The organism is Blastopirellula sp. SH421, from assembly GCF_057808535.1.
Genome location: NZ_CM173712.1, coordinates 5,444,141 through 5,469,834, shown reverse-complemented (window position 1 = coordinate 5,469,834; position 25,694 = coordinate 5,444,141). Strand labels below are relative to the sequence as shown.

Sequence of the window (25,694 nt, the reverse complement as noted above, 5' to 3'; positions counted from 1 at the left end):
CAATAGCGAATCTATTGAGGGGGCGCGATAATAGAAAGAGATCAACTCGACCGCAAGATAGATTTCGTTTGTTCAATGATAGCGTCGGGCTCCAGCCCATCCGATTTCAGCGGTACATAGATGCTTTTGTCATCCACGATCCTGAAATTTTTCCCTCGCAGCCGAGCTAGCTGGTCGGCGCGACCTCGATCGGAATACTGGAAAACCAGGTAATCATCTTCGAGATAGACCGTGTTGATCTGCCAGAATGCAGCGTCCAACTTGATCTCGGTCAAGCGCAACATCCGCTCGACCGGATCGGGAAACGGCCCAAATCGATCGAGCATCTCTTCCTTCAGATTGGTCAGATCCTCGTCGCTAGCAACCCGTGTCATGCGGCGATAAAGATCAATCTTCTGTCGCATGTCATTGACGTAATCATCCGGAAGATACGCTTCACCCGGCAGGTCGACATCGACGTCAATCGTCAATTTTGGAGGCATCCGCTTGATGCGCCGCACAGCCGTTTCTAGTAATTGACAGTAAAGTTCGTAACCAACAATCGCGATATGGCCGCTTTGTTGCGTACCAAGAATGTTGCCTGCGCCACGGATTTCTAAGTCGCGCATCGAGATCGCGAACCCCGCGCCCATATGACTAAATTCTTCGATCGCATGCAGACGTTTTGCGGCTACCGGGCTGAGATGCTTGCCGGGCTGCAGCAGCATGTAGCAATAGGCTCGATGCTTGTAACGCCCGACGCGACCACGCAGCTGATGCAGTTCGGACAGGCCATAGCGATTCGCCTCGTCAATAAAAATCGTGTTTGCGTTCGGGATATCGAGCCCGCTTTCGACGATGGTGGTCGCTAGCAGCAGGTCAAATTTTCCGGCGATGAAATCGGTCATCACCTTTTCGAGGGCCCCTTCTCCCATTTGACCGTGCCCGATCCGGATCTTGGCTTCCGGCACGATTCGCTGCAATTTTGCGGCGATCAGCTCGATATCCTGGACCCGATTGTGGACGAAATAAACTTGCCCGCCACGCGAGAGCTCGCGCAGTACGGCATGCCGAATCAGCTCGTCTCCCCATCGCGAAACCTTCGTCTCGACCGCCACGCGATCTAGCGGCGCTGTTTCGAGATTCGAAATATCGCGGACGCCGACCAGCGACATATGCAGGGTGCGCGGAATCGGTGTTGCGGTCATGGTCAGCACATCGACCGTCGTTCGCAGTTGCTTCAGCCGCTCTTTAATCTCTACGCCAAAGCGTTGTTCTTCATCGATGACGACCAGGCCGAGGTTTTGAAAGCTGACGTCTTTGGATGCAAGTCGGTGCGTTCCCACCACAATGTCGATCGTGCCGGCTTTTAGCCCTTTCACCACGTCTCGCTGCTCTTTGGCCGAAGCAAATCGACTAAGCCGTGCGATGGTAAACGGAAACTCGGCCATCCGTTCGCGCAGGCTTTTGTAGTGCTGTTCGGCCAGGATCGTCGTCGGCACCAGGATTGCAACCTGATAACCGTTGTCGACCGCTTTGAACGCGCCCCGCATTGCGACTTCTGTTTTGCCAAACCCAACGTCGCCGCAAAGCAGGCGATCCATCGGCCGCGGCTGCTCCATGTCAAACTTGATATTACCGATCGCCGTCAGCTGATCGGCCGTTTCTTCATACGGAAACGACATGTCAAATTCGCGTTGCCACAGCGTATCGGCCGAGAACGCAATGCCCGGGCGACTGCGGCGGCTCGCTTGAACTTCTAGCAGCTCGCCAGCCAAGTCGTGGATCGCCTGTTCGACCGACTTCTTCTGTTTCTGCCAGGTAAGACCGCCGATTTTGGCCAGCGGAGGTCGCGACTTCGTGCCGCCGACATACTTTTGCACCAAATCCACTTTTGAGGCAGGGACATAGACTTTTGTCCCGCCGTGAAACTCGATTTCGAGATGCTCTTCGACCTGCCGCTGCTTCTCGATCTTTTTCAGCCCGCGATAGCGACCGATGCCGTGCGCCAGATGAACGACCAAGTCTCCCTTGCGAAGATCCAGGAAGCTGTCGATCACTTTGCCCAGCTTGCGAGCGGCAGGGCGTTGGCGACGAATCCGGTGAAACAACTGATCGCCGCTGACCAGCACGACGCTCTCTTCGCGATAGCGAAAACCTTGCGGCAAGCGTCCCAAGGCAAAATAGAGCCGGCCGCTCCGCTGAAGTTCGCCTCCCTCGAATACCTCGCTCAATCGCTCGATTTCGGCCTCTGTCTGGCAGATGATGTACACATCTTGGCCGTTGCTCAACGCTTCCAGTTCACCTCGCACGCGTTCGATGTCGCCGCTAAATTGCTCGACCGATTCAAAGTGCATCACCAAACTTGCGTCCAGGTGACCGCTCGCGACGCCTGACAGGCTCAGCGTTCCCAGCGGCTGGAGCTTCTGAAGCGTATCTTGCAGGCTAAATTTGTCTTCGACCTTTTCCAGCCGATCCAGATACTGCTCGGCCGAGTCTTTCATCCGCTCCAGCTCAATCAGCACGCAAGCGGACGCCGAGGGGAGATAGTCCGAAAAGTGCCCCGTCTGTCCTTTGCCGTAACGCAGCACGGTGATCTCTACCGTCTGAAGCGCGTGCAGACTGCGCTGCGTACCAATCTCGAACTGGCGAATCGATTCAATCTCGTCCCCAAACAATTCGATCCGAGCCGGCTGCTCCCAGTCGGGCGCAAACACGTCAAGGATGCCGCCGCGAAGCGAGAATTCGCCAGGCAGTTCGACGGCGCTAGTTGAGTGAAACTTGTGCCGAACCAGCCATTGAGCCAGTTCTTCTACATCCAGCTGGTCACCGACAGCAACGCGGCGACTGTTGGCTGAGACATTCGCCTCACTGGGAACCGGCTGTAGCAGACTTTCGATGCTGGTGACAATGATCGCCGGCGCCGGTCCATGCGTCAGTTGCTTGAGCACTCGCAGACGGTGGCCGTAAATCTCGTCATGCAGCAGGCGTTCGCTGCGATCGGATTCCCAAGCGGGGAACTGCACAATGTCAACGCTGCTAAACGTCCGTAGAGCGTCACAAACGTCATCAATTTCCGCCAAGCTCGGACAGACCACCAAGAGCGGCCCAGCGATATCGGGGACCAACGCTGCGGTGACTAGCGCGCACGCCGATCCCCAGACTCCCTCGATCGTCCCCTTTCGCCCGGCAGCGATGTGGGCGACGACTTCCCGGAACTCTGTTCGTTCGGCTAATCCTTGCGACAGGCTGCGCAGTTGTGCGGCTGCCGACTCTAAGGTGGTCCCTGTTGCCATGCGATTGAGCAAAATTCTACGACCTAGAGCCCAACTTCGCAAAGTGCGAATCAACTTTCGCTTTGCCGAACTCCACAGGTTACAACTACAGTACACGATCAAGAAGCTGCCGGTTAGGCAGACTTCGCCACAGAAAGGGGCTGGAGGATGCTGTTTGTGAAACCGTTGGCAGGACTTTTGGTTTGGGCTCTGTTGGTGAGCCCGCTACTGGCGGAAATTGCCGACTGGGGACAAGCAGAGGACCCCAGGGGAGATTGCCCGATCGAAGAAAACAACGGGCAGCTTGATTTTCACGTTCCGCCAGGCGTTCACTATCTCAACCCAAAGGTTGGGGATACGACGGCGCCGCGGGTTTGGCGCGAAGTCGAGGGGGATTTTGTGATCGAAGCCAAAGTGCTTCCCTTCTCACTGCCGCCAGAGCCGGAGAAGAACGGAGATTCACGCATCAGCCATATAGCCGCAGGTTTATTGGTCTGGCAGGACCAGAAGAATTTTCTCCGCTGGTCCCACTTCGCTGCAGGCGAAGTGCAGGCGGTTTACGCGGGAGGTGAGATTTTTGAAGAAGGAGAACGAAGGGGAGAATTCCAATTTTCAACGTTGAACACGAAGAAAAAGCCAATGTGGCTGCGTCTTGAGCGCCGCGAGGATTGGATCCATTGCTGGTGTAGCGAAGATGGAAAAGTGTGGAGACGTACGTCGTCGGTTCCGGTTAAGCTGCCTGCCCGAGTCAAAGTGGGCGTGTTTGCATTGAATTTCTCCAAGCAAGTGTTCTCAGCCAGCTTTAGCGACTTCTATCTGCTGGAATCAGCCGCCAAGTAAGCGAAATACATCGCTGGTGATGATGATCGCCGGTTACGGCCCATACGTCAGTTGCTTTAGCACTCGTAGACGGCGTCCGTAGATCTCGTCATGCATCAGCCGTTCGCTGCGATTCGATTCACAGGCGGGGAACTGGATGATTTCGGAGCTGCTAAACGTGCGGAGCGCATCGCAAAGTTCATCGATTTCCGCCAAGGCCGGACAGGCCACCAATTACGGACCGGCAAGCTACGCAGTTGAGCGGCTGCCGACTCTAAGGTGGTCCCTGTTGCCATGCGATTGAGCAAAATTCTACGACCTAGAGTCCAACTTCGCAAAGTGAGAATCAACTTTCGCTTTGCCGAACTGCCGGGGGTAGAATTGCGTACACCAACGAGAAGCCGCTGATTCACGCTCACTTCGCCCCATCAAGGATATCTCGGATGCTGTTTGCGAAACTATGGGCAGGACTTCTGGTGTGGGCGGTGATGGGGAGCCCGCTAATGGCGGAAATTGCCGACTGGGGAAAGCCCGTAGATCCCCAGGGAGATTGCCCGATCGAAGAGGCCAAGGGGCAACTTCAGTTTCATGTCCCGCCGGGGATTCATAACCTCAATCCGGTGATTGGGGATACATCGGCCCCCCGTGTGTGGCGTGACGTCACTGGGGATTTTGTCATCGAAGCCCGCGTGCTCGATTTCCCCATTCCTGCTGAAAACATCGGCACGATCCGTTCTAGCTATGTCGCGGCTGGCTTGGTGGTTTGGCAGGACGACCAGAACTTTCTGCGGTGGACACGGTCGGCCACCGGTGAAGCCAAAGCCACCTTCGCCTCGGCAGAAATCTATGAGCAGGGGAAATTAGCGGGCGCACTCACCATCCCCTGGAACGGTGAGCCGATGTGGCTGCGACTGGAACGTCGTGACGACCGTGTTTTCCTCTGGCTAAGTCCCGACGGGCTGAAATGGAAACGCCATACATCGCTGCGAATGCCGTTTCTGCCTGCGGTGAAAGTTGGGGTGTTTGCACTAAACTCCACCAAAAAGGAGTTCTCCGCCAGCTTTAGTGACTTCTATCTACTGGAATCAGTCGCCAAGTAGGCGAAAGAACCTCGGATCTCCATCGATCCGAAGGCGGAAAAGCGACATCATCCAAAAGGTTCGATTTCGAACCCTCAATTTCGTCCCGAGCTTGGGACGCAGTGATTGCAAAAGGGACCGTTTACGGAATCCAGCGGGAAGATCTTCTAAAATATTTCACAATCGCCAAATCAGCGATTGTGCCGAGAAATTCCGAGTGAAACGCATTTGCGGACCAAGTCGCTGGCAATTCTTTTTTGAACTCTTCATGAAAACGGCGCTGCCCCCGTTTGACACCGGCTTCGGTTTGTCATAAATTCCCTTCTTCTCGTTGAGGGCAATTCTTCAACAGGGAAACGCTGCTCCGAAAAGTTGTGGCGGAAAAGAGTTCTTTGACAATTTGGCAAATGAAGTAGATGGCATTCATCACGTCTTGAAGATGTGGTTTGCGATTGAAACATGACTTCCTGGCGGAAACGACTTTGCATGCAAGTGCAGGGAAGTGGAGGCTGAGGAGTTGGTTCAGTTTGCGGCCGCGGAATTAAGTCGTGAAGATATAGAGAATGCAAAAGTAACCGGACCCCCGGTTCTACAAGCTGGGGGTTAATTTTAAGGTGAAATTCTCGAGCGAATAATCGTTAAATAAGATCGGATATCTAAACTGGCCGCCGCCGTGAGGCGTCGGAAAGACTTAGGTCCGGTAGTTTGAAAGATGTTCTTTGCTGAAGAGCTTTGAATATTTGTGGTCAAGCTATTAAGGGCGTATGGGGGATGTCTTGGTATCAGAAGGCGATGAAGGGCGTGGAAGACTGCGATAAGCCTGGGGGAGTTGTCAAACGAACGTTGATCCCGGGATTCCTGAATGACTTACGTTGAATACATAGGCGTAAGTGGCTAACCCAGAGAACTGAAACATCTCAGTACCTGGAGGAAGAGAAAGAAAACTCGATTTCGTAAGTAGCGGCGAGCGAAAGCGAAATAGCCCAAACCGTGGGGATTTTCTTCACGGGGTTGTAGGGTCTCTCACATGGGAGTTACAAAGTAATCTGCTAGTTGAACGACATGGAAAGGTCGGCCATAGACGGTGACAGCCCGGTAAACGAAAGCGGCATTATCTCCCGAGAGATACCTGAGTAGGTTCAGGCACGTGAAACCTGGACTGAATCCACGGGGACCATCCCGTAAGGCTAAATACTCTCTGATAACCGATAGTGAACTCAGTATGGCGACTGAAAGATGAGAAGAACCCCTGTTAGGGGAGGTATGTGAACCTGAAACCATACGCTTACAAGCGGTCGGAGCCCGATTTATGGGTGACGGCGTGCCTTTTGCATAATGATCCGGCGAGTTACGGTCTGCGGCAGGTTAAAGTCTTACGGACTGAAGCCAGAGGGAAACCGAGTCTGAATAGGGCGTTAGTCGTAGGCTGTAGACGCGAAACCAAGTGATCTACCCATGAGCAGGTTGAAGCGCGGGTAATACCACGTGGAGGACCGAACCCACTTGGGTTGAAAACCGAGGGGATGACTTGTGGGGAGGAGTGAAAGTCTAATCAAACTTGGAGATATCTCGTTCTCTCCGAAATAGCTTTAGGGCTAGCCTTGAGCCACTACGCACCGGGGGTAGAGAGACTGAATCGATTTGGGGCCCCTTCCCGGGGTACCCTATTGAACCAAACTCCGAATACCGGGGCGACTATCTCAGGAGTCAGTCCACGAGGGATAAGCTTCGTGGTCGAGAGGGAAACAACCCAGACCGTCTGTTAAGGTCCCGAAGAGACGCTCAGTCACTAAGGAGGTTGAATTACTGTGACAACCAGGATGTTGGCTTAGAAGCAGCCACCATTTAAAAAGTGCGTAACAGCTTACTGGTCGAGTAATTCTGCGCCGATAATGATCGGGAGTAAGCGTCTCACCGAAGCAGCGGACGAAAGTGGTAGGAGAGCGCCGATAGTCAGATACGAGCCGTACCGAAAGGAGCGGTGTTGGGGCTATCGGGTGATTATGCCGGAATGAGTAACGATTAAACAGGTGAGAATCCTGTTCGCCGAATACCTAAGGTTTCCTGGGGAAGGCAATTCCGCCCAGGGTTAGCCGGTACCTTAGTCGAGGCCGAAAGGCGTAGACGATGGATAGCAGGTTAATATTCCTGCGCTAGAACGTTGGACCGATGGAGGGACGGCGTCCGAAAGGTGATCGGGCTGGTGGAACAGCCCGTGATTTGCAGCAAGTTGGGGAGATTGGAAAATCCGCTCCCGGAATACAAGCTGTCGATCTGACTCGATTAGAGGTAATCATCGGTAGGACGTCCAAGAAAAGCTTCTAAGGGATGAAGACGTTTTAACCGTACTAAAACTGACACAGGTAGGTAGGTCGAGTAGACCAAGGCGCTCGGGAGAACAGTGGTTAAGGAACTCTGCAAAATGACCCCGTAAGTTCGCGATAAGGGGTGCCCCTGATGGTGCAAGCTGTTGGGGGCCACAGAAAATCGGCTCTGGCGACTGTTTATCAAAAACACAGGACCCTGCTAACTCGCAAGAGGATGTATAGGGTCTGACGCCTGCCCGGTGCCGGTAGGTTAAGGAAGAGGGTGCAAGCTCGCGACCGAAGCCCCGGTAAACGGCGGCCGTAACTATGACGGTCCTAAGGTAGCGAAGTTCCTTGTCGGGTAAGTTCCGACCTGCATGAAAGGCGTAACGACTGGAGCACTGTCTCAACCACTGACCCGGTGAAATTGTAGTTGTGGTGAAGATGCCACATACCCGCAGTTAGACGGAAAGACCCCGTGAACCTTTACTGTAGGCTGATATTGGTCTGAGATATGTTCTGTGTAGGATAGGTGGGAGGCTTTGATCTCGGTGCGCCAGCATCGAAGGAGCCGTCCTTGAAATACCACCCTGAATATGTTTTAGCTCTAACCCTGAATATCCGTGAATCCGGACAGGGAACAGTGTCAGTTGGGCAGTTTGACTGGGGCGGTCTCCTCCCAAAGAGTAACGGAGGAGTGCAATGGTACCCTCAGCCTGGTTGGCCATCAGGCAAAGAGCGCAATGGTAAAAGGGTGCTTGACTGCGAGACTTATCGGTCGAGCAGGTACGAAAGTAGGTCATAGTGATCCGGTAGTCCCGTATGGAAGGGCTATCGCTCATCAGATAAAAGGTACTCCGGGGATAACAGGCTTATCGCATCCGAGCGTCCATAGCGGCGATGCGGTTTGGCACCTCGATGTCGGCTCATCACATCCTGGGGGTGAAGAAGCTCCCAAGGGTTCGGCTGTTCGCCGATTAAAGTGGTACGTGAGCTGGGTTCAGACCGTCGTGAGACAGGTCGGTCCCTATCTGCTGTGGGCGTACGAATTTTGAGGAGGTTCTTCTTTAGTACGAGAGGATTTGGAAGGACGACCCTCTGGTGTCCCAGTTGTCATGCCAGTGGCACGGCTGGATAGCTATGGTCGGAAAGGATAAACGCTGAAAGCATCTAAGCGTGAAGCCCGCTCCAAGATTAGAATTCGTAAGCACTTTAGTGCGAGAGTCCCCTGGAAGACGACCAGGTTGATAGGCTGGATGTGTAAGCACAGTAATGTGTTCAGCTAACCAGTACTAACGGACGAAAGCTTGACCACATATATTCAACGCTTTTCACTCGAGAAAAGCATTCTCTAGACAATCAACTTCGGTCGCATGCTCCAAGTTCATTCCGATGAACGAGACACACAAAGCTTCAATGCTTTCGGCATGCGACGGATGGCCACTACGCTGCGGACTGCTAACCCAGTCCGCCGTTTGCCATGAGTCATTAGGCTCGCGTCAGCCCTCACGTTGACGCTTGCCTTTTCCGGTGACCATATCGAAAAGGTTATACCTGTTCCCATTCCGAACACAGCCGTCAAGCTTTTCGAGCCGATGATAGTACCAAAAGTGCGAAAGTAGGTATCGCCGGATTTCATACAACAAAAAGGCCCCAGCTAAACCGCTGGGGCCTTTTTTTATGCGCACTCCGGATCTCTCGCGTAGGGCAGGCCGTGCTTGTCGCTCTTTGGATGGTCTGGTGTTTGATAGCGCCTCGGTTGCTTCTTGTGTCAAACGCACCCTTCGCCAAGCTTGGCCTGCCCTAGTTGTTTTCTCGCCATTTTTGGTTGGCAAATTTCACTTTTCAATTCGCGATGCAAAGCTAGGCCCGTTATACTCTTCGCATCATCAGGCCTCTCTGTGAGTTGAGTGATAAACATGAGCAATGAAGAACGCTTTTCTGCCGAAGATCACTATACGGCCCGTCCGTCAAAAAAACAAAAGTCGGGTGCAGGCTGGGTCTTTGGCATTTCGGGTTGCATCTTCATTGCGATCGTTTCTCCCTTTCTGCTCGTTTGCGGCTGCTGCGGTGGGATCTTGCAGTGGACGATGAACGAAGAGGCCAGTTCGATTGCTGCCGCAGTTCAGGCAGACGAAACAATCCAAGCGGAGATCGGCGAAGTCTCGTCTTCCTCGATCAATTGGATCGCTTCCTCCCAGGCGGGAGAGGACATCATGGTCTTCGATATTTCCGGCGATAAAGGAAGCGGTCAGCTTTACGTCTATGAAGAGGGTGACTACCCCGAAAGAATTGTCCTCCATAAAGAGGGGCAAGAGTGGGAGCTGAAATTTGATCCCTTGGATTTAGCCACTCCGTCGGTGGATGCTGATTTAATGGGCGCGTTTGGCAGCGATCCCACGATTCAAACCGAGATTGGTGACATCCAACATTTAGAAATGAATTGGACGGCATCGATGGACGAAGAGGACGAGTCTATCTACATCTATGACATTTCTGGCGACAAAGGGAAGGGGGAAATCGTGCTCGAGTTTGATGCGGATGACGATACGAAAGTAATCTGGGCCAAACTGAAAAAAGAGGGACGCGAGTTGGATCTAATCATCTCGCCATCCCATTCCTCGGCACAGCCAGCAACAGTAGTCAACCAGCCAGACGCTGAATGAGCTCTGGTAGCGGTCAGCCATCACCGGGCGACAATTTTGAATCGCGTTTGGCGCAGTCGGATGATTGGCTCCGACGACGGCGCGGCGTCTACTATACGCCGCCTAGCGTTGCTGCGGCAATGATCGCTGCTGTTGATCAACAATTACGAGCCGATTTTGCTTTGCCGCTGGGATTGGCGGATGATTCGCCGCGTTCAGGCACAAATTTGCCGTGGGTGACGATCTTAGATCCTGCCTGCGGCGACGGCGTCTTCTTGGGAGCGGTCCTGCAGCAGATCCGGCAAACCTATTGGGCGACAGGCAAGCAGCACATTTGGCGCACCGCGGTCCACCAAAGCATTCTCCCGCGGCTGTTTGGCTGTGAGATCTTCGCCGAAGCGGCGGCCGACGCCAAACAGCGGTTGATCCGACAACTTGCCGAGACCGGCGTAACCGACGTTTCGCCCGACCAAATCCAAATTCGCGTTGGTGATGCGCTGTCCGAGGCTACTTGGTCGCCCCGCGACAGTTTTTCGGTCGTTGTCGGCAATCCCCCTTATTCCGCCGCGGCCGCCAGCCATGGCGATTGGATCAAATCGCTAATGTCCGGCGCTGACGATCCTGCCCGCAACTACTACCAAGTGGATGGCGCGCCGCTACGTGAAAAAAAATTATGGCTGCATGACGACTATGTCCAATTCTTTCGACTCGCGCAGTGGCATCTCGATCGCAACGGCGTCGGCATCCTCGCTTTTCTGACCAATCATGGCTATCTCGACAATCCCACCTTCCGCGGCATGCGGTGGGAGCTGCTACGCGGGTTCGACCAGATTTACCTGATCGATCTGCATGGAAACGTCAAAAAGAAGGAAAAGAGCGCCGCACAACCGCAGGATGAAAATCTATTTGCGATCGAACAAGGGGTAGCCATCGGCCTGTTCACAAAAACCGGCCCGCAAACCCAACCAGCGACGCTGCGCCGGGGTGATCTCTGGGGAACACGCGCAGCGAAACTCGAACAACTGGCTAAGCGATCAATCACCGAAATTGCGGCGACCGAGATCGCCCCCTCCGCGCCGTATTACTTCTTCATGGCGCGAGACGAATCGCGAGCCAGTGAATATGCGCGCGGCTTGCCGATTCTAGAGCTTTTCGCCAAGTATGCGTCGGCCGTGGTGACCGCGCGGGATAAGATTGTGATCGACACCGATCGCGAGGCGTTGCTCCAGCGGATCAAAGAATTCCGCGACGCGAACCAATCAGACGAAGAACTCCGAGAGCACTACTTCGCGCGCAGTCGCGGCGCCAAGTATCAATCAGGCGATACGCGCTCTTGGAAACTTGCCGCAGCTCGCGCAGCGCTCCGCGACGACGCCCATTGGCGCGAACGTCCGCTCCGCTGTCTCTATCGTCCTTTCGACTATCGCTGGATCTATTGGACGCCAGCGATGATTGACTGGCCGCGCAGAGAGATCATGGACTCACTCGCCCAAGCGGGAACGCTGGCGCTGATTGTGCGGCGGCAGATGCCGACCGGCCAAGAGTGCAATTATTTTGGCGTGACCGATGCGATTACGCTCGATGGAATTCTCCGGAGTGACAATCGCGGGAACGAGTCGATTTTGCCAATCGCGATTGCGCAGCAAAGCAATCTGCATCTCCAGCAACTAGCAGTCCATCTGCAGCGCTGGCAGGCAACCTGGTCCGCTGCGCCCCGTCAGCAGGCTCGCACGATCACGCCGCAAAGCATTGCTGCGCTGCTCTACGCGATATTTCATGCCGCGTCCTATCGCCAGCGCTACGCCGATCATTTGCGGATCGACTATCCACGGCTCTTCTTTCCGCAGGGCTGGCCCTTGGCCGAGCAACTGATCCAACTTGGCCAGCAACTGATCGCCGCGCATTTGCTGCGTGAGAAGTCGCCCAGCAAAGAGGGGGCGCCCCTGGTCAAGGTTGGTCGCGGCTTTCCTAAATATCTCGACGGTCAAATCTTCGTCGCCACTGACCAAGCGATCGCCGCAGCAGAAGTCGAAGTCTGGGAATACCGCTTCGGCGTCCATCAAGTGCTAGAGAAGTGGCTCAAAGATCGCCGGGGGCAAGAACTGTCGGCCCATGATGTGCAGACTTACCGGCAGATCATCTCCGCCGTGCAGCAGACAATTCGCGTGCGCGCCGAAATTGATCACGCCATCGATCGCTCCGGCGGCTGGGCCGCCGCGATGGTTGATCGCGACGGCCGGGCGCTGGGTTAATCTTTTTCTTCTAGCTGCGTAAGGGCCGCAACATCTTCTAGAGTCGACATGTCGCCGTGCGATGCTTTGCCAGAAGCGATGTCACGCAACAATCGTCGCATGATCTTGCCGCTTCGCGTTTTCGGCAGCACCGCCGTAAAGCGAATGTCATCCGGCACGGCCAACGCGCCAATTTCTTTTCGCACGTGCAGCTTCAGCGCCGCTTTCAGTTCTTCGGAGGGCTCCGCGTCACGTAGCGTGACAAAGGCGGCGATGGCCTGGCCTTTGATATCGTGCGGGCGGCCAACCACGGCTGATTCAGCGACGTTGGGATGGGTGATCAGGGCGCTTTCCACTTCGATGGTCGACAAGCGATGCCCCGAGACGTTGATCACGTCATCAATGCGTCCCATGATCCAGTAATAGCCATCGTCATCAATGCGTGCATTGTCGCCTGCCAAGTAGCAGTGCGGAACAGTGCTCCAGTACTGTTGCTTGTACCGGGCCTCATCTCCCCAGATGCCGCGCAGCATGCCGGGCCAGGGATAGGTAATGGTCAGCTTGCCCCCTTGGTTCTTTTCGCAAGGTTCATTCTGCTCATCAAAGATCCCCGGCATGATGCCGGGCAGCGGCTTGGTGCAACTACCAGGCTTGGTCGCAATGGCGCCCGGCAGCGGCGACATCATGATCCCGCCGGTTTCGGTTTGCCACCACGTATCCACGATCGGGCAGCGACCGGCGCCGATCTTCTCGTGGTACCACATCCAGGCCTCCGGATTGATCCCTTCGCCCACCGTTCCCAGCAATCGCAAGCTAGAAATGTCATGCTTGTCGACCCATTCGTCACCCCATTTGATAAACGCGCGAATCGCAGTCGGCGCGGTGTATAGGATCGTGACTTTGTACTTCTCGATCAGATTCCAAAAGCGACCTTCATCCGGAAAATTCGGAGCCCCTTCATACATCAGGCAAGTTGCGCCTGCCGCAAGCGGACCATACACCACATAGCTGTGACCGGTGATCCAGCCGCAGTCAGCGGTGCACCAATAGATGTCGTCGTCGCGATGATCGAAGACCCATTCAAACGTCTGCTTGGCGAACAGATTGTAGCCAGCCGTCGTATGCTTGATCCCCTTGGGTTTGCCGGTCGATCCGCTGGTGTACAGGATAAACAGCGGGGTCTCGCTGTCGAACGGTTCGGCCGGACAATCGTCGTTGACCGACTCGATCAGGTCATGCCACCAGATGTCGCGACCCGGCTGCATGTTGACCTCGTTGCCAACCCGTTTGAGCACAATGCACTTCTCGACGGTCGGCGACTTGGCCAGCGCTTCGTCCACAGTCGCTTTCAGCGAAAGCTGTTTGCCGCGCCGCCAGGCGCCATCCGACGTCAGCACCACGCGTGCGCTGGCGTCATGATTGCGATCAGCGATCGCTTCGGCAGAGAACCCGGCGAAGATCACCGAGTGAATCGCGCCGATCCGCGCACAGGCCAACATCGCGATCGCCAGCTCGGGCGTCATCGGCATGTAGATCGAGACAACGTCTCCTTGCTGTATCCCCAGACTCTTCAGCCCATTGGCGAAGCGGCAGACTTCACTATGCAGCTCGGCATAGGTCAGCGTTCGCGTATCCCCTGGCTCCCCTTCCCAGATGATCGCCGGTTTATCACGACGCGCCGTCGTCAGATGACGGTCCAGGCAGTTGTACGAAGCGTTGGTCTTGCCATCGACAAACCATTTGGCGAACGGCTCGTTCCATTCCAAGGTTTTGCGGTACGGCTCAAACCAATGAAGTTCGGTCTTGGCAATTTTGTCCCAGAATGCGGGGGGATCCGACTTCGCTTCATCCCACAATTGCTGGTATTGCTCCAACGAGCTAATGGAAGCTTGGGCCTGGAATTCCGGGGTAGGGGGGAACACACGGGCCTCATGCATCACATTGTCGATGCGACCGGTCGATTCATTTGCCATTTGCAGACTTTCCGCGAGATTACAGCATCTCTAAGTTGAAAACTAAGGGGAAGGAGCCGATTTTAGATGCGCTGCCTAGGGTAGTCAACGAACCTTAGCGAAGCGACGAATTTAGCTCACGCACCGATTCGTCCAGCGGCTCAACAAGCACGTTGCGAAAATAAAGTGGCGCCGGGCCTGCACCCAGCGTAATCGGTCCTGCCAATTCGGTCGAAAGCTTGCCTGAACTCGCCACGCGACGTCCGTTGAGCCAGACTTCGATCTGCTTGCGGCCGACGTGGATCACCATTTGATTCCACTCCCCCAGCGGTTGATCCGCACAGTGCATCGGTTTGGCGATCCGTCGGCAGTCTTGGTAGATCACGCCAGAAGCGCGGCTCTGATCTTCACCATCGCTGTGAGCGTCCCCAATCGCAACGTGCAAACCGCCGGGAAGCCCCACCTGGGCCATCGAGCAAGCCTCGCATTTCCATTGGAAGGAGAGCCGACACGGGCCAAAGTGTTGCTCTGTCTCGATTGGTTTGCCTGCTCCGTCGTACTGCAAGATGCCGAACGCCGCTTGCCAATGGACGCTCATATCTTGGGCAGCCAGTTCCGCCAATATTTCCTGCTCTTGCGCAGTCAGCTGCTTCGCATCACAGCCGATTTTTGGCCGCCAACCTTGTAGGTCGCGTTCATTAAACAGCTGCGTCGGCTCAGTCAGAGCAGTCAGCTCAATCGTGTTCGGCCCAGTCGTAGACCGTCCCGTCGCGTTGGGCGGACTGTCGCCCCAGACCGAGGAGCAGACCGTCGCCAGAAGCAACGCCCAGAGCAGCGTCATCGTGCGGAGTCGCAATGCAAACTTGCCCGTCTGCATTCGCGTGCAGTACTTACTCAACGATCGATACTTGCGGCGGATGATTGAAGCTGGCGTAAGACTCGGTAATCGCTTCCGGAGCGATTTCCCCTTCCGTCAGATAAACGCGGTAGTTGACCTCCAGCGGATCGCCTTGCTTAACGTCGGTTGCAAAGTACGAACCAAAGCGGCCATAGTCCCGCTCACTAAACCGAGCCGGTTTCGGGTTGGTCGGCTGATCGAGATAACAGACCGAGTAAGTCTTGTCGAACGCCTCGAACACGAGCACGTTCCACGGCAGGTCGACATGCTCTTTTTGTCCTGGCCAATTGCGAAACGCGCCCGGCTTCCCTGGGCCATCAGGGCGAATATAGAACGTCTTTTTGGCTGTCTGATCCGGCACAAACTGCGTCGCGCGAAACTGGAAACCAGCATGCTGCGGGTCGCCGTCCAGTTTCAAATCCTCGACTTGGCTGGTGAGACGCGAAGCAAATTCGATCAGGCGCCCTTCCGGCGTGTGATAGACGGTCAGCTCACGCTCTTCTTCGGCAAACGCTTTCCCGTCACGACCGCGCCACTCGACTTGCAACAATTGGCGACCCAGCACCGGGCCTGCTTCAAGCTGCAGCACTGTTATGTGGGCTTGCGATTCGCCGTGATTGCAATGCCAAACGTCGGCGGTTTGTTTCTTGCCGTCGGCCGAATAGCTGATCTTATTAAAACCGTAAAACAGGCCGCGATGATGGGGGAAAAGTCCGCCGGGCCCCTTGGTCAGCAGATTCTCGCCGTCCATGTCAAAGACATGGTGATAAACCTTGAAGGTCTCCTGGCGACGACCGGCCGAAGAGTCGTCGAGCGCTTCATACATATAACGCAGCACCGGCTTGTCGCCGTACCGTAGCTCCATCGATTTGCCCGGCGTGTCTTTCCAGCTGAATTGTTCGCCGCTCGCGCCCCCTCCAAAATCAACCGTCGCGGTCAACTTGGCGCCAGCTTCCAATCGCGGGATGACAAACGTCAGCTCACGCTCTTTGGCGGCATCGGCCTTCGACAGCAATCGCGGCGCGGTCAGCTGACCAACGAGCGTCGTTCCGTTCGAGAGCGAAACGGTCGCAACCTGAGCATCGCCAGTGGTCGCAGTCGGAATCGCGAGGGAGACCGGCAAGTTGATCTCCGCTTGATCCGAAGCGGTAATCTGGAGCTTTAAAGTCGCGGCAGTGGCCGCATGGCAGAAGACCAAGGTCAGCGCCATCGCAATCAGCGAGCGGGACATCTGGCAACCTCTCGGGGGGATGGATAGGCGAGATAGCTCCCTCCAGATTAAGGCGCTGGCCTCCATTGTTCAACCTAGGCGACCGCGGCGAAGGCCGGAAAAGCCAGCTTAAGGGAGGGGATACGCCGATTGGAGAGTCTTCGCAGGGAAAAATTCTCCGGGAAGTCGCATTGGCGCTCGCCGCTGGGGGAAATGTCTAATTTCTAATGACGAATGTCTAATGCAAAGTGAGGTCAACAAAACTGCGCAACCGCATAACGCAGACACCTTGCTGCAGCCGCAATCCGGCCAGTCATGAGCAGACTGCCCAGGCAAAACCAGCATCAGCACCACCCAACAAAAATCACCCCAAAAAAAATCCCCACAGCCCCACCGGGGCGACCTAACCTAGCCCGGGGTAAGTCGCTTCTAGCGACGCAGCCCTGGGTCAACGCCGCCCACAAAAATGCTGATGTTTGAGCCAGCAGCCCCCCAGAGTCGCCTTTTTGAGGTTGCGCTATTTCGAACCGCTAGGACACTAGCCCGCCAGCGCCAGCGAGGGAATCCGGTCGCTAGTTCAGACCGAGTTGGCATCGCCAAGCGGATTCCCTCGCTGGCGCTGCGGGCTAGTGTGAACGTTTTCGACTTAGTTCCTACCGCGTTTTTCCGTTCTTTCTTCGTGGCTTTACCGCGTTCCATTTTTTTGGGGTCGAATAGCGCAACTTCAAAAGTCGCCTTTCGCTCCCGCGAAAGTAGCGTCTTCCTCTCGCCCCCTCTAGGCCGCAATTCTCCCATCCTCAAAAAATCCCTCCACAGAAATTTTACAGACAATTTTCTATTGACAATGTCTCAGGACTTGCTTATACTTTTATCGTTGTTCTCTTTGGGAATGTTTCGCATGTTACGCCCGCGGCGAAAAACCCAACCCAACCCCCCAAATTATCCCAACAACATCTACGCTCCAACAGGAAACGCCTCCCATGGGATCCGAATCACGTCAATCGAAAAAATTGCAATCACGCCGAGCCAAGGCCTCTCGGAAACGCCGAGCGCTGCGCAACCGTCTGCTGGCGGCCCGGAATAAATCGGCCGAAACCGCGGATTTAACGCCAGAAACCGCCGAAGTCGGGTGGTTGGATGGCAATTCCGATCCTCCCTGCATCCTGGCTCCAGATCCCCCATCGACCGATTTCTTTCAAACCCAAGCCTTTGATGATCTGCAAGCCGTGATTTCGGAGATGCAAGCCGCCGGGATCCCGATCAGTGATCTGCCGCGGGTGTTCGACGGGATGCTCGCCCTCGGTTATTCACTACAACAGACCGAGGAAATCCTCAATAAGGTCATTGCAATCGAAGAAGAAATGTTCGGTTCTCATGACGAAAGTCCTGGCGAAGACTCTCCTGAATCCAGTCAAATTAACCAGTCGGAAGAGACCTCGCAGCCCCAGTCCAGCGCACGGCGCAGTGGCTGGTTTCAAGAGCTAACCACTGCCGAACTACTCCATGAACAACCACCGCGTGAATGGCTGTTGCCTGGCGTGCTGGCTCGCAATGAAGCAGGAGTAATTTTAGGGCCGAGCAAGAGCATGAAAACCTCGCTGGCGGTTGATTTGTGCGCTGCATTAGCCAGCGGGGGCAAATTTTTAGGAGAGTTCGCCGCTCCACGCGCTTATCGAGTCGGGTTTCTCAGCGGCGCAGCAGGCCGAGCCGTGCTGCACGATCTCGCGCGACGCTGGAGCGCCGCCACCGGCGTTGATACCGAGAAACTTCCCAACCTGGTCTGGGCGCTGACCATGCCCTCGGCCGCCAAGACGGCCAGTTTTGAAGAGAACGTGGCGGAGCTGCGTGATTGGATTCAGCGTCATCAATTAGAAGTGGTGTTGATCGATCCGTTGCAATGGACCTCGGCGCGCGCTGCTTCGCAAAAATCGCAAATTCGCCAATTGGTCCGCTGCTGTCTCGAAGCTGGCGCCACGCCGATTGTTTGCAGCGCAACGCGCAAATCGACTTCGAAACGCGCGATGAATATCGCCGATCTCAACGACGCCGAACATGATTTTGCCCAGCAATGGTTACTGGTAAACCGTCGCCGCGCGTACGAGTCAGGCAGCGGACAGCATCGCCTGTGGTTATCCGTCGGCGGAAACGCTGGCCAAGACGCGGTCTGGGGAGTCGATATTGACGAAGGTCATCTCGCAGACGCCAACGGCCGCAAGTGGAACGTCGCGCTGCACGCTGCCGAGTCGTTGCAAGATGAGGCGCCGGAGCTAGAAGCCCAATCGCAACAACAACGCCGCCGCGGAAAAATCCGGGCCGCAGTGCGACAACTCGCACCTCAGAATGCGACCAAATCAAAAATCCGCCAACTCAGCGGAATCAGCGCCGCCAAGTTTGGACTTGCGTGGGATCAAATGATCGACGACGGAGAAATCGCGCCGACCAATAGTGATACGACAGGGCAGAACCGGTTAGAGCTTTGTTATCACCTGGCGAAGTCATTCCATGAATCTGCCAATAAAGGGGACGGAGGTGGCAGCCCAGCAAATTTGAACCAATTTGAATCATTTGGCCAGTTTGGTCCCATTCGCCAATTCGATCCCATTCAGCAGCCCAGAGCGTCGCAGTCGCAACCGCAGTCACAAACGCAAACGCAGTCGCAAACGCCCGATCAAATCAGCCCCAACGGGGCGACCTATTCTAGCCCAGGGTTAGTCGCTTTTAGCGACGCAGCCCTGGGTCAACACGATCCCAAAGAATGGTGACGTTTGAGTCGGCAGTTCCCCGGGTTCCATCCAACGTCAACGTTGCGCTTGTGGATGATTACCCAGGGCTCCGTCGCTGCTGCGACGAGCGCCCTGGGCTATTTTAGGTCGGCCCGTTGGGCCTGAAGAAACAACGGGGACGGGGATCATGCATCCTTTGGGAACCAAACCGGCGCTTGGATTGTTGACCGCAATCATGCGATGAAACGAACTGACCCCGGTGTTCCCAATGTGTGCGAACGGGTGTTCTCTATGTGTGCGGTCTGTACACTGTGCGGACGCTACTTTGCTACTTGGGTGCAGGTCGGCGGGTGAAGAGGGAGCCGATGCCGAGTCTTCCGATCAGATAGATCGCGCGAACTGCTTCGCGCCAGTTGATTTTTGAGTAGCCTCGTTCACGTTCGACGTAGATATAAGGGACTTCTTGAAACGAGGCTCCCTGCAAGTGAAGTCGCCACAAGATTTCTTCAAAGAAGGAATAACCCTTGGAAACGATCGAGTCGAAGTCCAACAAGCGAAGCGTGGCGACACGATAACAACGAAAAGATCCGCTGCAATCGCGAACCGGCAGACGCAGTAAAAGTCGCGTGTAAAGGTTGATGCAGCGACTCATAATCCGACGGTGCAGGGGCCAACCTTCGACTCCACCGCCGGGGATATAACGCGAGCCGACAATCACATCGACATCGGTTGTGTACGCGACGGCCAACAGATCGATGATTTTTTTGGGGGTATGACTAAAATCGGCGTCGAGATTGACCAGCAGATCATAATTTTGTTCGATCCCATATTTCATGGCTGCAATGACCGCTGTTCCCAGTCCGGCGCCGCGCGAACGATGCAGCGAGCGAAGACGCGGCTGGTTGACGGCGAACTCTTGGCACCACCGGCCGGTACCATCGGGGGAGTCGTCATCAACAACCAAAATGTCGGCGGTGGGAACGGCCTCCAGAATTTCGGCGACCAATAGCGGCAGATTGTCGATCTCGTTGAACGTCGCGACCGCAATCAACACGGTGGGAGCGGATGGGCGGTCGGTGGACATGGGAGAGAAAGAATAGGGCAAGGGGAAGTCGGTCCGCTGGTCACGGGGGATAGGCCCGTATAATAGCGGGAATTCCCTTTCCTGTTTACCAGCCTTTAAGATTCCATGTCCGCGGCGATCGACACTATTTCTGACGAAAATCCTTACAATCGAGACTTCTGGCTAAGCTATTTCGCCAATTTGGCGCTGGTTGTCGGGACGAGCAGTTTGTTTCGATATGCTGATTTTATCGCCTACCTCGGAGGCGGGCCTTATCAATTGGGGCTGATCACCGGCTGCGGGATGACCGGCGGTTTACTCGGTAGATTTTTGCAAGGGCGGTTGATTGATCGACTGGGGCCGCGGACGGTCTGGCTTTGCTCACTTTTGGCGATGGCCTTGTTTGTGCTGTTGAATCTGACCGTGACGCAGCTTGACTCGGCTTGGATTTATCTGCTGCGAATCGGGATGATGATCAGCTTGGCCGGCGCCTTTGGCGCGTCGTTGACTTCGGTCTCGCTGAAAGCGCCGCCGGGAAGAACGGCCGAAATGGTGGGCGTGCTGGGCTCGTCGGGGTTCATCGGCCTGGCGATTGGGCCCGTCATTGGCGACTGGATTTTTCGTGGTGATGAGATCACCGCCGGTCCGATTCGGGCGATGTTTGTGTTGTCGGCGGCGATGTTTGGCGTGTCAATGGTGTTAGCCTATTTGTCGACGCGGCGCGATTTGAGGGCTCCGCATCAAGAGCATCCTTCGGCTTGGGCGCTGGTGCGACAGTTTCAGCCTGGCTGGTTGTTGGTGATGGGAGTGATGGTTGGCGCCGGAGTGCTGATGCCGCAGGTCTTTTTGCGGAGCTATGCAGACTCATTGCAGATCAATCAGATTCGTTTCTTCTTTCTCGCTTACGCGCTGACGGCGTTTTCGGTGCGGATCGCGACACGCCAGTTTACGGATCGCTATGGAGTCAAGAATACAGTCATCCTGGGGATGATTTTTTTGATTGCGTCGATGCTCGCCTATTTGCCGGTCAGCACCGCGTGGATGTTGCCGTTACCGGCGATCTTTGGAGGTGCGGCGCATGCGTTTCTCTTTCCAGCAGTGGTAGCCGGAGGAGCGACGGTGTTTCCGCGGCGACATCGGGGAACGGGCGCAAGCTTGATGTTGGCTTCGCTCGACTTTGGATCGTTGGTCGGTTTTCCCTTGGAAGGAGCGATCGTCACCAAAGCGGACAAGCTGGGCTGGCCCGGCTATCCGACGATGTTTGTCATGATGGCAGTCAGCTTTGCAGTGACTACTCTCATGTACTGGATGTGGGGAAGAAAAGAGATCGGCGAGGAATACTACGAAGAGCCGCTACAGAGCGAATCGCCGCCGATCCACGCAGCAGCGCCACCCAGCGCTGAAGGAACGGATCAGGCCGATCGCGAAGCGACCAGCTGCCGGTAGTAGTCGATGGACATTTGCAGCCCTGTCTCGAAATCGATCTCGACTTCGTAGTTGAGCAGAGTGCGGGCCAACGTGTTGTCGGCCATGCTGTCGCGCACGTCCCCCACACGCGGCGGATCGTGCTGGGGCTGAACCTGGGTGCCGAGCTCGCGGTTGAGCAGTTCGATTAAACGCAACAGCGAAGTGCTGCGACCGTTGGCGACGTTGATGATCCGACCAGCGACTTGGGGAGCATCCGCCGCAGCTAGATTGGCCAACGCCACATTTTTGACAAAGGTGAAGTCGCGTGATTGTTCTCCGTCCCCGTAAATCACCGGGCGATCCCCTTGCAGCAGAAGCGTGATAAAGATCGGAATCACGGCCGAGTAGGGGCTATCGGGATCTTGCCGCGGCCCGAAGACGTTGAAGTACCGCAGCCCGACGGTCTCGATGCCGTAGGTGTGATAAAAGGCTTGCAGATAGTACTCGGCGGCCAACTTGGCTGCGGCGTAAGGAGAAAGGGGGTTGGGCAGATCGGTCTCGCGTTTGGCCAAGGTCGGCGCGTCGCCGTAGGCGCTGCTGGATGCGGCGTAGATGACGCGGCGCACGTCGGCCTGGCGGGCCTCGTTCAGCAGATTGACGGTGGCCGTGACGCAATGCGCATGCGTGTCGAGCGGCCGTTCGACGCTGAGAGGGACCGAGGCGAGGGCCGCTTGATGAAAGATGACATCGATGCCGCGAACGGCGTCCGCGACGACGGCGCTATCGGTCAGGCAACCTTCGACAAACTCGATCCGCTTGGCGATGTGGTCGAGGTTGCTGCGTTTGCCGGTGCTGAGGTTATCGATCACGCGGACCTGATCGCCGCGTGCGACAAGCGCCTCGGCGATGTGCGAACCAATAAAGCCTGCGCCGCCGGTAACAAGATACTTGGCCATAATTCGCCTGCTATGACGCTGGATAGGGGGAAAGGAGCGGCCAGGTCGAGCGTTAGTTCAACTTGGCGTTCATCGCAACGGCCGCCTCGATACGACTGCCGATTGCGGCGATCCGTTTCGAGGCGGACTTTACGTCATCTTTTGTGGCGCGTCCCAAACAGGCCGTCAAGTAGATCGACTGGCACAAGACGCCGTAGAGTTCGGTCGAAACGGCGCCTGGGTGCTCACCGACCAGGATAATCAGCGGCCAGATATCGTTCAGTTCGCGCCAGACGGCTTGGGCCGATTCGAGGTCGCTCCGAGATACCGTGTAGAGACTACGTCCGGCAGGCAAGAAGTCAACTTCACCGCAGCGAAGTCCGACAATTCGCTCGGACCATTTTGTTTCGCGACGAATTACCTCGTAAAACCCCAGACTATCACGCATGCCAAGCCGCTGCGAAAGCTGTTTGCCATGCACGTCGCCGTCAATGATCAGAACGCGATGGTCCTCACGTCCTGCCGCCAGAGCGGTGTGGAAACCGGCTTGATGCGCGTCATCGCCCCCATCGGCCGACAGAAACAGCAGCGAAGCTGGCTGGGATGCGACCTGCGCAAGACGCTCATAGCGCTCACGGATTCGCGAATCCTGCAATTCGGCCATCGCTTGTTCTTCGTACGAGACGATTTGGGGGCGCGCGCTTGCCGCCGAAAAGCTACGCAGCAAGTGCGGCGGCTCTGGCCGGGAGATCGGCGGCTTGCTGAGCGCGGCGGCTGGCTCAGGCTCAATGGGCTGCGGAGCAGTGGGCTGCGGAGCGATAGGTTGCGGAGCAAGCGGCTCTGGCGGCGGTTGATCCGACGCAGCGGCGCGAGACTTTTCAAGCTTCGCTTTTTCTTCTGCGCGAAGGCGAACGATCTCGGCCAGGTCGGTTTGTTGTTGTTCGACCAAGCGAAGCGCTGCGGCCAACTCGGCGGCCAGTTGCGTCTCTTTTCGGGCAAACGCTTCCGCTTGCTGGGTTAGCTCGTCGCTCAAGCTGGCGCGTAGCGATTGCTCGTCGACGGCCGGAGTTGCTTGCATCGCCTGCTGGAGCTGTTGCAGTTCGGCTTCTTTCATCTCCAACTGATGCGAAAGCGAGGTCGCCTTATCGGCCAGATCTTGATGCGATCCGCTCAACTCTTGCAGACGAGATGCGAGTTTGGCCTGATCTTCCAGAAAGCGAGCTTCATCTTGTTCGCGCAGCTTCTGGGATTCGGTCTGATGCTGCTTGAGTTCTGCTTCAAGCTGAGCCCGCAGCTCTGCATGCGACGCCGAATCGGTTTGATGCGACTCGACCTGCGATTGAAGTTGGGCAAGTTGCCGCTGAAGCCGCTTTTTCTCGACTTCGAGCGTTGCTTCTAACTGCTGACGCTGTTTGGCGAGTTCCTGCTGTTGGGCGGCGGCTTGCTGAGCGTACTCGGCCCGCAAACGCTGCTCGGTCTCGGCAACCGCTTGATCGACCGCCGACGCGACTTCGCGCACGGTGTCGATCTGACCCGCGGTATTGTTGATCGTCGGCAGCGCCGCCGGGGCTGCACCCTGCGCCTGGAGACGTTTCAACGCGTCGAGCATCTTCGACATAGGAAAACCTTCGGCTATCAGGCATGTTCGCGGCGAAGCGAACTGAAGAGCCGGCGGAATTCGCGGCGACGGCTGCGAGTCGGCGTGGTTTCGGCGACGGCGTCCTCGATGATCAAAATGTCTCGATCATCGGCCGGAGTTGGCGCTACAGCAGCTTCTCGCAAATATCGCGAGACGATCTCCTCATCTCGAGCATAGGGAGGCATCACCACATCGACCGCAGCGACCTCGCCAGGCTGCGCTTCGACCAGCATCGGCATCGGTTCCAACAGCGAAGCGATCTCGACCCCTTCCCGGCTTTGGACCTGTTTCAGCACGCCGCGGGCTTCACTGAGACTGGCGTAGCGATCCAGGATGATCTCTTCGTTGTCAAACGACTCGTCAAACGGATCTTTGACGGCGCTGATGAACTCCAGCTCTGCTTCTGGCTGAAAAAGCGACTCGGGAGAGAACTCCTGCTCGGCGATATCCATCCGCAGCGTCGCTGCCGCGTTGGCGTCCATGGCTCCCCGCACTTGTTTAGGAGGCTGCATGATTCGCGAGGGGAATTTCACCGAATGAGGCATTTCTCCCTCTTCTTCCAACGAACCAAATTCCAGCACGCCGCTTTCGCTGGTCGGCGCCGAGAACTCTTGCTGGCTGGTCGACCACGGTCCAGGCATCTGTTGCAGGTCAGCCCAAGCTTCCTCGATCCCGCTGGCGTCAACCCGCTTGTGCGATCCCAGCGAAGCCAAGACCAGCACATGGTCGCACAGTTGATTGATCAAGCGAGGGACACCGCCGGTGACTTGGCTGATTGCCGCCAGGGCGTCGTCAGCAAACAGAGAGCGTTGGGCGCCTGATTCTTCAAGTTGGAATTTGACGAAGTCGGCGGTCTCGGCCTTCGAGAAGGTTTCGAGATAGCAGCGCCCGGCGACGCGTTGATTGAAGGAAGCCAGCCGCGGCGAGGCGAAACGCTCTTCAAGCGTGAGCCCACCGGCCAAGACCATGCCGACCAACGAATTGCCATTGGACGAGATGTTGGTCAACAGGCGAAGTTCGTCCAGCAGTCGGGTTGGCAAGGTGTCGGCTTCATCAATGAAGACCAGCAACCCTTGGCGATCATCTTTCGCCGAACGGAGAAAGTCGACCAGCGACAACCGCAGCTCCCCTTCTTCCATGCCGCGATAGGGGAGACCTAGCTCGTACAACAAAGCTTGCAGCAGCGCGCGACGTGAGCAGACGCGGCCACACTGCAAAAACGAGATATGACGTTCGGCTTTCAAGTCCTGCGCGAGAACCTTTAGCAGCAGCGACTTGCCCAAACCGGGCCCGCCGATGAGCAGCGCCGGGCCTTCGCCGCGATGCAGACAACGGCGTAGCGTGCTACGCGCTGACTCAGCAGCGGCCGAAGGGAAATAATAGGGGGCGTCGGCGGCGGCAGGGAAGGGACGCCGCGTAAGCTGATAAAACGATTCGTACATTGCGTATTCTTCCTAGGCTGTGCAGGCTTCCGTTCAAGACTGCAAGCCGAGTAATCAAAGTGATTTGCGCTGCGCGGGGTGCATTTCAACC

The 25,694-nt window shown here is 56.1% G+C and carries 14 protein-coding genes and 2 rRNA genes; 8 read left to right on the top strand and 8 right to left on the bottom strand.

The window, feature by feature from the left end:
- Positions 1-41: 41 nt before the first annotated feature.
- Positions 42-3,275, bottom strand: a complete 3,234-nt coding sequence (gene mfd, locus SH421x_RS22090; protein ID WP_488852186.1) for a transcription-repair coupling factor — start codon at positions 3,273-3,275, stop codon at positions 42-44.
- 147 nt (positions 3,276-3,422) lie between these two features.
- On the opposite strand from mfd, the gene SH421x_RS22085 reads away from it, so the two are divergent.
- The 6 genes from SH421x_RS22085 (at position 3,423) to SH421x_RS22060 (ending at position 12,355) form a co-directional block, all read left to right on the top strand.
- A complete protein-coding gene (locus SH421x_RS22085) occupies positions 3,423-4,094 on the top strand; it encodes a DUF1349 domain-containing protein (protein ID WP_488852185.1) in 672 nt (223 codons plus the stop codon).
- Between the two features lie 422 nt (positions 4,095-4,516).
- Positions 4,517-5,173 carry a DUF1349 domain-containing protein gene (locus SH421x_RS22080; protein WP_488852184.1) on the top strand — a complete coding sequence of 219 codons (657 nt, stop codon included), beginning with the start codon at positions 4,517-4,519 and terminating at the stop codon, positions 5,171-5,173.
- 723 nt (positions 5,174-5,896) lie between these two features.
- Positions 5,897-8,773 (top strand): 23S ribosomal RNA (locus tag SH421x_RS22075).
- Between the two features lie 211 nt (positions 8,774-8,984).
- Positions 8,985-9,092: ribosomal RNA gene (gene rrf / locus SH421x_RS22070) — 5S ribosomal RNA — on the top strand.
- A 285-nt stretch (positions 9,093-9,377) separates the two neighbouring features.
- Positions 9,378-10,124 (top strand): hypothetical protein, encoded by a 747-nt coding sequence (locus SH421x_RS22065; protein ID WP_488852183.1) that lies wholly within the window; start codon positions 9,378-9,380, stop codon positions 10,122-10,124.
- Positions 10,121-12,355 carry a type ISP restriction/modification enzyme gene (locus SH421x_RS22060; RefSeq protein ID WP_488852182.1) on the top strand — a complete coding sequence of 745 codons (2,235 nt, stop codon included), beginning with the start codon at positions 10,121-10,123 and terminating at the stop codon, positions 12,353-12,355. Before SH421x_RS22065 ends, SH421x_RS22060 begins: the two co-directional genes overlap by 4 nt.
- Here SH421x_RS22060 and acs read toward each other — a convergent pair.
- The 3 genes from acs to SH421x_RS22045 all read right to left on the bottom strand — a co-directional run bounded on the left by acs (position 12,352) and on the right by SH421x_RS22045 (position 16,415).
- Complete coding sequence (acs, locus tag SH421x_RS22055; protein ID WP_488852181.1) at positions 12,352-14,307, bottom strand: acetate--CoA ligase; 1,956 nt, start codon at positions 14,305-14,307, stop codon at positions 12,352-12,354. The genes SH421x_RS22060 and acs overlap by 4 nt on opposite strands.
- Before the next feature lie 94 nt (positions 14,308-14,401).
- Positions 14,402-15,163, bottom strand: coding sequence for a 3-keto-disaccharide hydrolase (locus tag SH421x_RS22050; RefSeq protein ID WP_488852180.1), 762 nt, complete (start codon positions 15,161-15,163; stop codon positions 14,402-14,404).
- Between the two features lie 13 nt (positions 15,164-15,176).
- Positions 15,177-16,415, bottom strand: coding sequence for a DUF6807 family protein (locus SH421x_RS22045; protein ID WP_488852179.1), 1,239 nt, complete (start codon positions 16,413-16,415; stop codon positions 15,177-15,179).
- Between the two features lie 959 nt (positions 16,416-17,374).
- On the opposite strand from SH421x_RS22045, the gene SH421x_RS22040 reads away from it, so the two are divergent.
- Complete coding sequence (locus SH421x_RS22040) at positions 17,375-19,156, top strand: AAA family ATPase (protein ID WP_488852178.1); 1,782 nt, start codon at positions 17,375-17,377, stop codon at positions 19,154-19,156.
- A gap of 289 nt (positions 19,157-19,445) precedes the next feature.
- Here SH421x_RS22040 and SH421x_RS22035 read toward each other — a convergent pair whose 3' ends face one another.
- Positions 19,446-20,201 carry a polyprenol monophosphomannose synthase gene (locus tag SH421x_RS22035; protein ID WP_488852177.1) on the bottom strand — a complete coding sequence of 252 codons (756 nt, stop codon included), beginning with the start codon at positions 20,199-20,201 and terminating at the stop codon, positions 19,446-19,448.
- 105 nt (positions 20,202-20,306) lie between these two features.
- On the opposite strand from SH421x_RS22035, the gene SH421x_RS22030 reads away from it, so the two are divergent.
- Positions 20,307-21,626: an MFS transporter gene (locus SH421x_RS22030; RefSeq protein WP_488852176.1), complete on the top strand. Its 1,320-nt coding sequence runs from the start codon at positions 20,307-20,309 to the stop codon at positions 21,624-21,626.
- Here SH421x_RS22030 and SH421x_RS22025 read toward each other — a convergent pair.
- The 3 genes from SH421x_RS22025 to SH421x_RS22015 are packed head-to-tail and all read right to left on the bottom strand — an operon-like array spanning position 21,593 to position 25,603.
- Entirely contained in the window at positions 21,593-22,543 is a 951-nt protein-coding gene (locus SH421x_RS22025; RefSeq protein WP_488852175.1) for an SDR family oxidoreductase, read from the bottom strand. The two genes, SH421x_RS22030 and SH421x_RS22025, sit on opposite strands and share 34 nt — an antisense overlap.
- Positions 22,544-22,595: 52 nt before the next feature.
- Entirely contained in the window at positions 22,596-24,140 is a 1,545-nt protein-coding gene (locus SH421x_RS22020; RefSeq protein WP_488852174.1) for a hypothetical protein, read from the bottom strand.
- 17 nt (positions 24,141-24,157) lie between these two features.
- Positions 24,158-25,603, bottom strand: coding sequence for an ExeA family protein (locus tag SH421x_RS22015; protein ID WP_488852173.1), 1,446 nt, complete (start codon positions 25,601-25,603; stop codon positions 24,158-24,160).
- Between the last annotated feature and the right edge of the window lie 91 nt (positions 25,604-25,694).

Coding starts and splice junctions, on each gene's coding strand:
- mfd (WP_488852186.1), bottom strand. CDS start 3,275: ATGGCAACAGGGACCACCTTAGAGTCGGCAGCCGCACAACTGCGCAGC.
- SH421x_RS22085 (WP_488852185.1), top strand. CDS start 3,423: ATGCTGTTTGTGAAACCGTTGGCAGGACTTTTGGTTTGGGCTCTGTTG.
- SH421x_RS22080 (WP_488852184.1), top strand. CDS start 4,517: ATGCTGTTTGCGAAACTATGGGCAGGACTTCTGGTGTGGGCGGTGATG.
- SH421x_RS22065 (WP_488852183.1), top strand. CDS start 9,378: ATGAGCAATGAAGAACGCTTTTCTGCCGAAGATCACTATACGGCCCGT.
- SH421x_RS22060 (WP_488852182.1), top strand. CDS start 10,121: ATGAGCTCTGGTAGCGGTCAGCCATCACCGGGCGACAATTTTGAATCG.
- acs (WP_488852181.1), bottom strand. CDS start 14,307: ATGGCAAATGAATCGACCGGTCGCATCGACAATGTGATGCATGAGGCC.
- SH421x_RS22050 (WP_488852180.1), bottom strand. CDS start 15,163: ATGCAGACGGGCAAGTTTGCATTGCGACTCCGCACGATGACGCTGCTC.
- SH421x_RS22045 (WP_488852179.1), bottom strand. CDS start 16,415: ATGTCCCGCTCGCTGATTGCGATGGCGCTGACCTTGGTCTTCTGCCAT.
- SH421x_RS22040 (WP_488852178.1), top strand. CDS start 17,375: ATGGGATCCGAATCACGTCAATCGAAAAAATTGCAATCACGCCGAGCC.
- SH421x_RS22035 (WP_488852177.1), bottom strand. CDS start 20,201: ATGTCCACCGACCGCCCATCCGCTCCCACCGTGTTGATTGCGGTCGCG.
- SH421x_RS22030 (WP_488852176.1), top strand. CDS start 20,307: ATGTCCGCGGCGATCGACACTATTTCTGACGAAAATCCTTACAATCGA.
- SH421x_RS22025 (WP_488852175.1), bottom strand. CDS start 22,543: ATGGCCAAGTATCTTGTTACCGGCGGCGCAGGCTTTATTGGTTCGCAC.
- SH421x_RS22020 (WP_488852174.1), bottom strand. CDS start 24,140: ATGTCGAAGATGCTCGACGCGTTGAAACGTCTCCAGGCGCAGGGTGCA.
- SH421x_RS22015 (WP_488852173.1), bottom strand. CDS start 25,603: ATGTACGAATCGTTTTATCAGCTTACGCGGCGTCCCTTCCCTGCCGCC.